At 31.4% G+C, this 13343-nt stretch carries 13 protein-coding genes, 1 pseudogene and 1 riboswitch; of the genes and pseudogenes, 10 read left to right on the forward strand and 4 right to left on the reverse strand.

Features of this window, described 5'->3' with window-relative positions; genetic code table 11:
* A riboswitch (Lysine riboswitch) is annotated at positions 1-136 on the forward strand.
* Positions 137-232: 96 nt separating this feature from the next.
* The 6 genes from lysA (at position 233) to ACWOA3_RS04895 (ending at position 6571) form a co-directional block, all read left to right on the forward strand.
* A complete protein-coding gene (lysA, locus tag ACWOA3_RS04870; RefSeq protein WP_456884421.1) occupies positions 233-1525 on the forward strand; it encodes a diaminopimelate decarboxylase in 1293 nt (430 codons plus the stop codon).
* Between the two features lie 46 nt (positions 1526-1571).
* Entirely contained in the window at positions 1572-2462 is an 891-nt protein-coding gene (gene dapA, locus ACWOA3_RS04875) for a 4-hydroxy-tetrahydrodipicolinate synthase (protein ID WP_456884423.1), read from the forward strand.
* A gap of 2 nt (positions 2463-2464) precedes the next feature.
* Entirely contained in the window at positions 2465-3208 is a 744-nt protein-coding gene (gene dapB / locus ACWOA3_RS04880; RefSeq protein ID WP_456884425.1) for a 4-hydroxy-tetrahydrodipicolinate reductase, read from the forward strand.
* A 193-nt stretch (positions 3209-3401) separates the two neighbouring features.
* Positions 3402-4103, forward strand: a complete 702-nt coding sequence (gene dapD, locus ACWOA3_RS04885; RefSeq protein ID WP_442566103.1) for a 2,3,4,5-tetrahydropyridine-2,6-dicarboxylate N-acetyltransferase — start codon at positions 3402-3404, stop codon at positions 4101-4103.
* A 17-nt stretch (positions 4104-4120) separates the two neighbouring features.
* A complete protein-coding gene (locus ACWOA3_RS04890; protein ID WP_456884427.1) occupies positions 4121-5278 on the forward strand; it encodes a M20 metallopeptidase family protein in 1158 nt (385 codons plus the stop codon).
* 219 nt (positions 5279-5497) lie between these two features.
* Positions 5498-6571: an alanine racemase gene (locus ACWOA3_RS04895; protein WP_456884429.1), complete on the forward strand. Its 1074-nt coding sequence runs from the start codon at positions 5498-5500 to the stop codon at positions 6569-6571.
* Positions 6572-6678: 107 nt separating this feature from the next.
* Here the strand turns inward: ACWOA3_RS04895 and ACWOA3_RS04900 are convergent, their stop codons facing one another.
* From ACWOA3_RS04900 to ACWOA3_RS04915, 4 genes and pseudogenes are all read right to left on the reverse strand, one after another.
* Positions 6679-7179 carry a universal stress protein gene (locus ACWOA3_RS04900; RefSeq protein ID WP_442566106.1) on the reverse strand — a complete coding sequence of 167 codons (501 nt, stop codon included), beginning with the start codon at positions 7177-7179 and terminating at the stop codon, positions 6679-6681.
* A 182-nt stretch (positions 7180-7361) separates the two neighbouring features.
* Entirely contained in the window at positions 7362-7586 is a 225-nt protein-coding gene (locus tag ACWOA3_RS04905) for an immunoglobulin-like domain-containing protein (protein WP_442566118.1), read from the reverse strand.
* Between the two features lie 12 nt (positions 7587-7598).
* Positions 7599-7913, reverse strand: a pseudogene (locus tag ACWOA3_RS04910) (immunoglobulin-like domain-containing protein); the annotation flags it as partial.
* A 91-nt stretch (positions 7914-8004) separates the two neighbouring features.
* On the reverse strand, positions 8005-8664 hold the full coding sequence (locus ACWOA3_RS04915) for a TIGR01906 family membrane protein (RefSeq protein ID WP_456884431.1): 660 nt from the start codon (positions 8662-8664) through the stop codon (positions 8005-8007).
* A gap of 194 nt (positions 8665-8858) precedes the next feature.
* Between ACWOA3_RS04915 and treR the strand changes: the two genes are divergently transcribed.
* From treR to nrdF, 4 genes are all read left to right on the forward strand, one after another.
* Positions 8859-9581 carry a trehalose operon repressor gene (gene treR, locus ACWOA3_RS04920; protein WP_456884433.1) on the forward strand — a complete coding sequence of 241 codons (723 nt, stop codon included), beginning with the start codon at positions 8859-8861 and terminating at the stop codon, positions 9579-9581.
* A 302-nt stretch (positions 9582-9883) separates the two neighbouring features.
* Entirely contained in the window at positions 9884-10264 is a 381-nt protein-coding gene (nrdI, locus tag ACWOA3_RS04925) for a class Ib ribonucleoside-diphosphate reductase assembly flavoprotein NrdI (protein WP_003147301.1), read from the forward strand.
* On the forward strand, positions 10251-12341 hold the full coding sequence (gene nrdE, locus ACWOA3_RS04930; RefSeq protein WP_456884435.1) for a class 1b ribonucleoside-diphosphate reductase subunit alpha: 2091 nt from the start codon (positions 10251-10253) through the stop codon (positions 12339-12341). The genes nrdI and nrdE overlap by 14 nt, the downstream gene beginning before the upstream one ends.
* A 24-nt stretch (positions 12342-12365) precedes the next feature.
* Entirely contained in the window at positions 12366-13334 is a 969-nt protein-coding gene (gene nrdF / locus ACWOA3_RS04935; protein WP_003147299.1) for a class 1b ribonucleoside-diphosphate reductase subunit beta, read from the forward strand.
* Positions 13335-13343: the final 9 nt, after the last annotated feature.

Genomic DNA, 13343 nt, shown 5'->3' on the forward strand with positions numbered 1-13343 from the left:
ATTATAAAAAGAGGCCGCGATGACTAATTTAAAAGGTAGCATCGCCGAAGTGATTAATTTCACTGGGGTTATGTCGAATAGGCATAGCACTGTCATTAGAAAATGCCCATTTTCTTCATGGTGAGCTTTTTATAATAAGGGCAAGAGGAATAGGATAGAAATATAAGCTAGACTACAAGGACCTTTTGTTCTTGTAGTCTATTTTTTATAACATTTTATGAAGGAGAAAGTAATGAGATTATTTGATGGTATGACGGTAGAAAATGATGAACTGAATATTTCAGGTGTTGGAGTTAGTGAGTTAAAGGCTCAATACGGGACACCACTTTATGTTTATGATGAGAATATGCTAGTGAACCAATGTAGAACTTTTATTAATAACTTTAAAAGTTCGAAGTTCAATACAGAAGTTCTTTTTGCATCGAAAGCTTTTAGTTGTTTAGAGGTGTTGAGAATTGCTAGTAGAGAGGGTTTAGGTGTTGATGTAGTGTCACTTGGTGAGATTCATACAGCGTACAAAGCTGGATATAATATGAAGAAAGCTTATTTCCACGGAAATAATAAAACTCGCGAGGAATTACAATATGCTCTTGAAGTTGGAGTAGGAACTATCGTCATAGATAATGACTATGAATATGAAATGATTAATGAAATCGTAAGAGAGAGTAGAAATAGAGTAGACGTATTATTAAGAATTAATACAGGAATCGACGCCCATACTCATGAATACATCAAAACAGCAAAAGATGATTCAAAATTTGGTTACTCAGTATACGATGAAACAATTTATGAGTTAATCGCAGATATTAATAATCAAAGTAATCTTAATTTTGTAGGATTCCACTCACACATCGGATCACAAATTTTTGAGAAAACTTCATTTTTCGAAGCAGTAAAAGTAGTAATGGAATTTACGAAAAAAGTTCAAGAAAGATTAAGTTTAACTATAAGTGTTCTTAATCTAGGTGGAGGTTTCGGGGTTTATTATACTGAAGAAGATAGACCTTTTGAACTTGCTGAATTTTTAAGAGAGTATATAGAAGTAGTTGAACGTGAGAGTGACAATTTCGGTTTAGATTTAACTAAGGTAGTTATTGAGCCTGGTAGAAGTTTAACATGTAATGCTGGTAGCACATTATACAGTGTTGGTGGAGTTAAGAAGACTTTTGCAGGTCGTGAATATGTGTTTGTTGATGGTGGTATGGCAGATAATCCTCGTTATGCATTATATAAAGCAAAATACGAAGCGATGTTAGCTAACAAGATGAACCAAGAAGCTGATACAACTTATACAGTTGCTGGTAAGTGTTGTGAATCTGGAGATATGCTAGTAATGGATGCGAAATTACCTAAAGCTGAGCAAGGTGACTTACTATTAGTATCATCGACAGGAGCGTATAACTACAGTATGAGTAGCAATTACAATAGATTACCAAAATTACCGGTTGTGTTTGTAAAAGATGGAACTAGTCGGCTAGTAGTAAAAGGTGAGACTTTAGAAGATTTAATTAGACAAGATATTTAATTTTAATACAAAAACAATAAAAGATAGAAACAAGGAGAACAAGATTATGACAATTTATACAGGAAGCGGAGTAGCAATAGTAACACCATTTTTCGAGGATGGAAGTGTAGATTATGAGACGTTTGGAGAGTTAATCGAATTTCAAATTACTGAAGGTACAGATGCGATTATTGTAGCGGGAACTACTGGTGAGAGTTCAACTATGCCTGATGATGAGCAAGTAGCGGTAATTAAATTCGCTATTGATAGAGTAGCAGGACGTGTACCTGTTATCGCAGGTAGTGGGGTTAACGATACAGCTCACTCAATTAGATTAAGCCAAGAGATTGAAAAACTAGGACCAGATGCATTATTAGTAGTAACACCTTATTACATTAAAACTAGCCAACAAGGTTTAATTGAACACTTTGAAGCAATCGCGAATAGTGTTGATTTACCAATCGTTCTTTACAATGTACCAGGAAGAACCGGACAAGTTATGGCGCCTGAGACTATTTTACACCTATCTCAACACAAAAATATCGTGGCGTACAAAGATGCTGTAGGGGATATTGCTCATACTTTAGCAGTTAGAAACCTAGTAGGTGATAAAATTGATATTTACTCAGGTAATGATGATATCAACGTACCGATTATTTTAGCAGGTGGTAAAGGAACAATCTCTGTTTTAGCAAATATTTATCCAAGAGCAACTCACTTAATGTGTAAATATGCTTTAGAAAGAGAAGTGGACAAAGCGTTTGAATTACAACTTAAATATTTAGACTTCATCCACATGTTATTTGCTGAACCAAACCCAATGCCAGTTAAAAAATGTGTAGAATTAATTGGAAAATCAGCTTGTCACTACCGTCTACCAATGACACATGTTGCTCCAACATTAGCGACAAAATTAGAGCAAGAGATTGCAAGACTTAATTCATTACAAGGAGAGTAAAAATGAGAGTTTTATTAAGTGGTTATAATGGAACTATGGGACAAGTTCTAAAAAACTATTTTCAAGATAGTACTGATTTAGAAATTGTTGCAGGTGTAGGTCGTGAATTATTAGAAGAGAAATTTCCTACTTATACTTCATATGAAGAATTAGAAAAGATAGCAGATGTGATTATTGATTTTTCACATCATGCTGGAACTGCTGAATTAGTTGAATATGCAAAACGTACAGCAACAAAAGTTGTAATTGCGACAACTGGACACACTCCAGAAGAATTGGAATTAATCGATGAACTAGCTACGCAAGTAGGTGTAGTTTATGCAGGGAATTACAGCTTAGGAGTAAATGTCTTAGTAGAATTAGTGAAAAAAGCTAGTGAATTACTACTAGGATATGATATCGAAGTTATTGAAAAACACCATAATAAAAAAGTGGATGCACCTAGTGGAACTGCAAAAATGTTAGTAGATGCGGTTAAAGACGTAGAAGATTATAATAGAATTTATGGTCGTCACGGGGATATGAAACGCCAAGAAAAAGAGATTGGAATTCACGCGGTTCGTGGTGGAACTATAGTAGGGGAACATGAAGTGATTTTTGCTGGAGAAGATGAGGTAATCGAGATTAAACATACAGCTCTAAGTAAAAAAATGTTCGCAAAAGGATCTGTTACAGCTGCACAGTGGCTTAATGGTATAGAAGAACCTAGATTATATTCTATGAAAGATGTACTAGGTATTAAATAATAAAGTCAGAAGCGACTCAAATGAGTCTATAGAGGTGATAATAGAGTCATCTCGAAATAGTTTATAACTAGATTAATGGAGAAAGTAATCTAGTATAACACTTAAACAAAGAATATTATAATAAAGTTAGTTTGACATATGTAAAAATTAGATATAAAATAGAAAAAAATCATATAGATAATAGGAGAAAGAAATGAAATCAACAGAAGAGATTATTAAATTTATAGCAACATCAAAAAAGAAAACACCGGTAAAAGTTTACGTTAATTTTAACGCTGATGTAGAATTTCCAGAAACTTTAGAAGTTTATGGTGAAGGGAACTCAAGAGTTATTTTTGCAGACTTTGCTGATTGGGTGGAATTTTACGAAGCTAATAAAGCTGTAGTAGTAAATCACCGTGTAGAAAATGATCGCCGTAATAGTGGTGTGCCGATGATTGATTTAACTCAGTTTAACGCTCGTATCGAGCCAGGTTGTTCGATTCGCGAACACGTAAGTATCGGAGATAATGCGGTAATCATGATGGGTGCTGTTATTAATATCGGAGCTAAAATTGGTAAAAATACTATGATCGATATGAATGCTATTTTAGGTGGACGTGCAGAAGTTGGAGAAAACTCTCACGTTGGTGCTGGATCTGTGTTATCAGGTGTTATTGAACCAGCTAATGCTACACCAGTACGTGTAGGTAACAATGTTCTTATCGGAGCTAATGCTGTTATCTTAGAAGGTGTGCAAATCGGAGACAACGCTGTTGTCGCAGCTGGAAGTGTAGTAACGAAAGATGTAGCTAGTGGAGAAGTAGTAGCGGGAGTTCCAGCACGAGTAATCAAAACACGTAGTGAAGTTGCAGAAGAAAAAGTAGATATTATCGCAGAATTAAGAAACTTATAATAAAGTAGGAAGAGAAGATGAAAGTAATTACTGAAGAGAATTTAACATCATGGCGTAGATACTTGCACCAAAATCCAGAGTTATCTTTGGAAGAGCATAAAACTAAAGAATTTATCGCTAGTGTCTTAAAAGAATATGGTATAGAATATCAAGAAACTCTTGAGACAGGATTAGTAGTAATCTTTAAAGCAAGTGTAGAAACTAAAGATACGATTTTATTTAGAGCTGATATTGATGCATTACCTATTACAGAGGAAAATGATGTTGATTTTAAATCTAATAACAATGGTGTGATGCATGCTTGTGGACATGATGGACATACTACTATGCTTTTAGGAAGTGTTATAGAAGCGGCTGATTATTACAAAAATAATAGTACGAAGGTGAATAGTATTTTCGTATTTCAACCAGCTGAAGAGACTTTCGGTGGTGGAAATTTATTAATCAATGATTTTGATTTTTCATCGTATAACATTTTAGCAAGTTATGCCCTGCATATGAATCCAGATTATCCAGAAGGGCATATAGTTTCTAAACCAAAGGAAATCATGGCTAGTGCTAATGAATATAGAATTTATATTAAAGGACGTGCAGCTCATGTTGGTTTAAAAAATACTGGAATCGATGCTCTTAATGTGGCTACAATGTTTTTCCAAGAGATGTTAAAACTTAATGCATTACATACAAAAGCTCGTAATACTAATATTATTCATATTGGTAAAATGTACGGTGGAGATGCTATGAATGTTGTTGCGGAGAATGCATACCTAGAAGGAACTATTAGAACATACAGCATGGAAGATTTAGCTACAATCAAAGCTGCAATTGAAAATACGCGTGTAGGGCTTGAACATCTTACTGGAGCAAGTATTCGTGTCGACTTTGCTGGAGGATATCCAGCGGTAATTAATGATGAAGTTCCTTATCAAGTAATTAAAGAAGTTATAGAAAAAGAAAATATTGATTATATTGAGTTAGAAGAAGCTTATCTATACGGGGAAGATTTCTCATTCTTTAGTAGATTGTCTCCTATAAACTATAGTTTTTTAGGTTTAAGAAATGAAGAGAAAAACTATGTTTCAGGGTTACATACACCAACTTTCAACTTCGATGAAAAAATATTAAAAGTAGGGGTTAAATATTACCTAGGAATATTGAGCCATTACAGCAAATAACTTTGTTGATTTTAAGTAATATAAAAAGGGCTGATTTAAAGGTCCTAAATTTAAAAAGTTTATATGAAAATTCATAAACGTAGTGGTTTATAGATATCTAAATTTACTTTATAAGAGTTTTTAGATATCTGATGAAATTTGCGGGGGTGGCTTTAAAAAATCGGTTTCTCTGAAATCACGATTTTTGAGTCACTCCTTTTTATCTAAGAAAGGATTTTTATGGCAACAATTGAGTTAAATTACAATAACATACGACAAAATGGAATAAATTTAAAAGAACAATCACAGAACATAATAGCTGTAGTTAAAAATAATGCGTATAATTTAAATTTAAGAGAATGTGTAAAATTATACTCAGAAATAGGGATAAATTACTTTGCAACGACAAAAGAAGAGGAGTGTAAAGTAATAAGAGAAACATTAGGAAAAGATGCTAATATTTTTCTTTTAAATCCAACTTATAACTTTGATTTAGTTAGAGAATACAATGTTGAGATAAATATAGCGAGTCTTGAATATTTAAAAGAAAATCTTGAAAATGTTAGAAACTTAACGCTTCAATTAGAATTTGCGGGTAGTATGAGACGTGCCGGAGCAAGAAATTTGGAAGAAGTATTAGAAATTATAAATTTCTGTAAAGAAAACACCCTAAAATTAAAAGGATTCTGGTCTCATTTTTCATTTGCTGATGAGTTTGATGGTTTCTATGAAAAAGAAAAAGAATTGGTATTGAAAGTTCTTGATGAAGCACAGAAACATCATGATTTTGAAGTAATTCACTTACAAAATAGTGCTTCGTTTTTACGAGATGGTGTTTTTGAGAAAACAACACATCAGAGATTAGGGATTATTCTTTATGGAGCTATGCCTTATAATGTGAAGGAAAATCCAGTGGCCTTAAAAGATTTGATTATAAAAAATCCAATTACTGTTTATGGTGAAATAATTAATATAGTAACCTTGAATAAAGGTGAATGTATTGGGTACTCTAATTCTTATATAGCGGATGCTAAGAAGAAGGTTGGGGTAGTTAATATTGGTTATGGTGATGGAATACTAAGAGATAGATTAAAAGGAAAAACATGTTTAATTAATGGTAAAGAGAGAAATATTTACTCAACGATGATGAGTCACTTAGTAGTAGAAATAGGTGAAGAAGAAAGTATCGGAGATAGGGTTTATATTTATGACGATAAGCAGCAACTTCATGATTATACTAAGTATTTTGGACCGAATTCTGTGCAACTTGCAGCTTTGAATTATAATAGTTTAAAAGTTAAGAAGATATATTAATAAAAAACGAACGGCGCATATAATGTATGCGTCGTTCATTATAAAAAGGAAAAATTTTAAATGAATTTAAATTAAAATATATTAATCTAAATCTAATTTAGAGATGCTTATTTTTCTTGTTCTTCTTGGAATTTTTTAGCGATAGTTGCTTCGAAATCCGCTGGGATAGAACGTTGTTTAATGATGATTACGTCAGATTTAGCATATCTAACGATACCTTCAGACACTGATCCCATAAGCATACGTTTGAATCCAGTTAAACCAGAAGATCCACAAACTACAAGATCGATACCTTTTTCGTCAACAATATCTTCACTAAGAACAATTTTAGGAATACCTTGTTCAACAATACCGAATACTTTAGTTAATCCGTCTTCTTTAGCAGATTCTACATAGCTATCAACTAATTCTTTAGTACGTTTGTAGAAAGAGTTGAAAATGTAAGGATCTGATAAACCAGAAGTTGCGATTGTCGCATCAATAACAGACGCGATGTATAACTCTGCATCCTCGTTTCTTTGAGCAATGGCAACGGCATTTCTAAAAGCCCATTCAGCTTGTTTTGAACCATCTACTGCGACTAAAATTTTAGAATATTTATTTTCCATGATCATAACCTCCGACTTCTATATCTTTACTTATATTATATCATATTTACAAAAAAAGTAAACGTTATTTTCAAAAAAACAGTATAAATATTTTTCATGAAAATAGAGAAAAAACCTAGAAGTAGCGGTATGTATAGCTTTTAACTTCTAGGTTTATATTTTGATAATTTTATAAATGTTGATTATACGTTTTCATCAACAACAGTGATAAGTCTTTTTCTCTTATGTTCTTTATTATCGATATTAACACGGTATACAAGTTCATAAGTTCCAGGTTTAGTATTATCAACTTCTCCTTCGATAATAAGATCATCAAGATAAGATTTTCCTGCTTTACGAGCGATCACGCCTTCTTTATCGACATCTACTTCTTCACCAACTTTAATCGTTATATTTTCAGGTATAATGAAGTAGAAAGTACGTTCTAGACGACGTTCAAGACGTTTTCTGTATTTTTCTTCGTCTTCGGCACTCATTCGATCTCTAAGTTTTTCATCAACTAAAGGCATCAGTTCGACTTCAGTATCTGCTATACAAATTCTACTATTAACAAGCGTGAATGTCTGAGTTCTTCCAGGTCCACAATAAGATTGACATCCTATGATAAATTCTGCATTAGGTGCTTTCTTTTTTAGTTTTGGAATCAAAGTTTTAAGATTTACACCAAGGCAATCATCACACAATCTAAATGTTACTTTATCTTCAGTAACAACATTTTTATCATTTTGAGCCATAATTTATCCTTTCGTAATTTATTTATTTGAAACTAAAATTAATTATATCACATAATTATAAGAAATTAAATTTTTAATATCATCTTTAAGATTAATTATTTTTTATTCTTTTTTTTACTATAGTATTTAATATAAACAATGAAATAAATAGTATAAAGATATGTAAGATTATTGTTGTAATAAGACTTATGAAGAATTCTTCAGGCACCATTTGAATTAAGTTCGATTCATCAGGACTAAGTAACCAAAGATCGTTTGAAAATAGCAACTGATGGAATTTTATCCAAAAAGATGTAAAATTATATGAAATAATACAAGATAGGATACCTATTACTATAATAAATGCAAGTAGTACTTTGTTAAATGTATTTGTTATATAGAAAACAGTTCTTTTATTACAAAGTATTATCAGTAATATAGTAGAAATAGTAAAAACTACTATAAAAAATATCATTGTTTTGTAACTTAAACTATATAGTGTCCTAACGTCTTGCATATGAAGTATATCTTTATCTGTATACCAATCAAGATTTAACATTGCTTTATGATTAAGATAATCTAATAAATTAGTGGTATTTTTTATTAATTCTTCATATGTAGTTCCTATTTTAGGGGCTAAATTTTCTTTTTGATAGAAGTTTTTATAAAAATACAAATTAAAACAATTGTAAAATATTATGGCGAGTATCCCACTAATAAATAGTGAAAAATTTTCTAAAACAATAAGAAATTGTATAATATGTTTTCTCATTATTACACCTCCAATTATCATTATAACACATAAATATAGCAGAAGTAATTAGGTTTATACAATATTCGGTTTACATATTTACATAATTTAACAAAAATAGTAAGAATTATAAAAGTTTTTGAGTAAAAAACATTTAATATTTAGATGAATTATGGTAAAATATACACATATAGTTATTTATTTTGGGGGAAATCATGAATAAGTTTTTTAAGATCTATTTAGAGCTAAGAGAAAAAATAGAGCATAGGCAATACAGGTCTAACTCTCTCTTACCAAGTGAAAATGAACTCGCAAGAGAATATAATGTTTCTAGGGAAACTATAAGAAAAGCATTATTTCTATTATTAGAGAATGGTTATATCCACAAAATTCAAGGTAAGGGATCTATTGTACTAGATGTTCACAGATTTAGATTACCTGTTACGGGGATATTAAGTTTTAAAGAACGCCGTCAATATCAAGATGTTGAAGCTACGACTAAAGTGTTAGTGAATAAAGAAGTAGATGCTCCAGATTTTTTAGTAAGGCTTGGTCTAGTTAAGCCAGATGAAAAACTAATCTATCTGGTGCGTCAAAGAATCGTTGATGGAGAAGCAGTAATATTAGACAAAGATTATATAAGAAAGAATGCAATAGGAGACCTTCCTACTAATCGCGTTGAGGAATCGTTATATGAGTATTTAGAACAGGATTTAGGTATTAAGATTTCTTATGGAAATAAGGATTTTAAAATTGAACCTGCTAATGAGGAAGATTCAACATATATTGATTTGAATGGTCACAAACATATTGCAGTTTTACGAAGTGATGTATACACAGAAGGAACAGATTTCCTACATTATACAGAGAGTCGTCATAGAGTTGATAAATTCTATTTTTCTGAATTTGCGAGAAGAAAAAGTGATAGAATAAACTAAACATATTATAGAAGAAAACTTTAAACAGGGTAATTTTGTTTAAAGTTTTTTTATGTGAAATTGAGAAAAATAAAAGGAAAAAAAAATTTTTTTCTTATAATGATTTTAATCTTTGTAGTGTGTAAAGTTACTAATAGTATTCCGAAATATTAAATAGATATACAAATTTCCAAAAAAGATTTGTAGCTTTTTCATGGGAAAAATAATGATTGAAAAATAATAAAATAAAGTGTATAATTAATATAAGTCTTAAATTTCCAGGAAATAATCTTGGAAATATTTTTGTGGGAGCGTGAGAGAGAATGAAGATAATTGTATTTTCATTAACTGGAAATTGCAAGAGATTTGTAGATATGTGTAAGATTCCCGAAGAGGATGTTATTGACCTATTTGATATCGATTATGAAGTTGATTTTGATTATATTTTAATAACGCCTACGATCGGTTTTGGACAAGTTCCTGATGGTGTAGAAGAGTTTTTAGAAACTAATCACAAGCACTTAAAAGGAGTAGTAGGTAGTGGAAATAAAAACTGGGGTAATAGATTTGCTAAAGCTTCAGAGACGATTAGCGAGAAGTATAATGTACCATTACTTATGAAAATAGAATTACACGGTAATACAAAAGACTTAATAAAATTTAAAAAAATATATTTGGAGAGTGTAAAGAATGGAGAAATTTAACCATATTGAACTAAATAATGAAGTGACAAAAAGAGGCGACAATGGATTTTTCAAATTAGAAAAGGATGTTGAAGCTATAGAAGAATTTCTTCGTGAAGTAGACTTTCGTACAAAGAAATTCAGTTCAGAAATCAAAAGACTTAGATATCTAGTAGAGGAGAATTTCTACTATAATATCTTTGATAAATATATTGAAGATGAAATCCTAGAATGTCTAGAATTAGCTGCAAACTTTAAATTCGAATTCAAAAGTTACATGGCAGCAAGTAAATTCTATAAAGATTATGCATTAAAAACAAATGATAAAAAACAATATTTAGAAAACTTTAATCAACACGTATTCATCGTTGCCATGTATTTAGCTGATGGAGATGTTGCTTTAGCTAAAGAGCTTATGATTTCAATGCTTGAGCAAAGATTACAACCAGCGACACCAACATTCTTAAACTCTGGAAGAAGTCGTCGTGGTGAGTTAGTATCATGTTTCTTATTAGAAGTAGGTGACTCACTTAACTCAATTAACTACATCGATTCTACAGCTAAACAACTTTCAAAAATTGGTGGAGGGGTTGCGATTAACTTGTCAAAACTTCGTGCGCGTGGTGAGAGTATTAAAGGTATTAAAGGGGTAGCTAAAGGTGTTATTCCTGTAGCTAAATCTTTAGAACAAGGTTTTGCATATGCTGATCAACTAGGACAACGTCCAGGAGCTGGAGCTGTTTACTTAAACATTTTCCACTATGACGTATTAGAATTCTTAGATACTAAGAAGGTTAATGCCGATGAAGAATTACGTCTTCCAACAATTTCTACAGGTATTATCGTACCATCATTATTCTTCGATTTAGCTCGTGAGAACAAAGATTTCTATATGTTTGGACCTCACTCAATTTATGAAGAGTATGGATTAGTCCTTGATGATATTGATATTGCTAAATATTATGATGAATTTGTAGCGAACGAAAACATCATGAAACGTAAATTCGATGCTCGTGATATGCTTAACTTAATCGCACAAACTCAATTACAATCAGGGTACCCATACTTAATGTTCAAAGATAACGCGAACAAAGATCACGCACTTCGTGAAATTGGACAGGTTAAAATGAGTAACTTATGTACTGAGATTTTCCAATTACAAGAAACTTCAATAATCAAAGACTACGGTGAAGATGATATTATTAAACGTGATATTTCTTGTAACTTGGCTTCATTAAACATTGTAAATGTAATGGAAAGTAAAAAAATCAAAGAATCTATCTACTCAGGTATGGATGCATTAACATTCGTAAGTAATTCTACTAAGATTAAAAATGCACCAGGTGTAGTAAAAGCTAATGATGAGTTCCACTCTGTTGGATTAGGAGCAATGAACTTAAATGGATATTTAGCTAAAAACCTAATCGCTTATGAGAGTGAAGAAGCGAAAGATTTCGCAAATGTATTCTTCATGATGATGAATTACTATACATTAGAACGTTCAATGCAAATTGCTAAAAAACGTAATGAAACATTTAAAGATTTTGAAAAATCAGATTACTACAATGGTAGATACTTCACTAAATATATTGAAAATGACTACTTACCAGTAACTGATAAAGTAAAAGAGTTATTTGAAGGAATTCATATTCCAACAAGAGAAGACTGGAGAAGTCTAAAAAATAGAGTAAAAGAAAATGGACTATATCACGCATATAGAATGGCGATTGCACCAACACAAAGTATTTCTTATGTTCAAAACTCAACATCAAGTGTATTACCGATCGTTGATAAAATAGAACGTAGAAGTTATGGGAATGCTGAAACATTCTACCCAATGCCTTACTTAAGTCCAAAAACTCAATGGTTCTATAAATCTGCATTTACTATTGATCAAATGAAACTTATTGATTTAATGGCAGTTATTCAAGAACACGTAGACCAAGGTGTTTCTGTGATTTTATTCGTAAATTCTGATATCACAACAAGAGAACTTGCTAGATATTATATTTATGCTCATCACAAAGGATTGAAATCACTATATTACACAAGAAACAAACTACTTTCTGTTGAAGAATGTACTTCATGTGCTATATAGAAAAGAGAGGAAAAATTACTAATTATGAAAGCTGTAAACTGGAATAAACAAGATGATTTAACATTTATGTATTGGCGTCAAAATATTGCTCAATTTTGGGTTGATACTGAGTTTAAAGTGTCAAAAGATATTAAGAGCTGGAACGAAGATTTAAATGATAAAGAACGCGAAGCTTACAAAAAAGTATTAGCTGGTTTAACTGGTCTTGATACTCAACAAGGTGATAAAGGTATGCCACTTGTATCTCTACATACTGAAGATATGAGAAAACAAGCTGTGTACAGCTTTATGGGAATGATGGAGCAAATTCACGCGAAAAGTTACTCAACAATCTTTACATCATTAATCCCTTCACAAGAAACAGATTACTTATTAGACGAATGGGTTCCAAGTAATCCAGAGCTTCAATTCAAAGCGAAATTAATTGAAGATTATTATATGAAGTTATTTAAACCAGAAGTTCCAACTTATGACTTATATATGGCTCGTGTAGCTTCAGTATTCTTAGAAAGTTATATTTTCTATAGTGGTTTCTTCTATCCATTATATCTTGCTGGGCAAGGTAAAGTAACGACATCTGGAGAAATTATCCGTAAAATCTTATTAGATGAAACTATTCACGGAAGTTTTACTGGATTTGATGCACAAGAATTATTCAAAACTTTAACTCCAGAAGAGCAAGAGCGTGCTGAGAAAGAAATGTATAAATTATTATTAGATTTATATGAAAATGAATTAAAATATACTAAAGATATTTACGACGAGATTGGTCTATATGAAGATGTTAAAGACTACGTAGAGTATAATGCTAACCGTGCTTTAGCTAACTTAGGATACCCTGGATACTTCGAAGATAAAGAAATTAATCCAATCATTGAAAATGCAATGAATACTAACACTAAAAACCATGACTTCTTCAGTGTTAAAGGTGATGGATATGTTGTAAGTATGAATGTTGAATCAATTGAAGATGAAGATTTCATTTTTGAATAGGTAAAAATC

Source organism: Gemella taiwanensis (genome assembly GCF_054054385.1).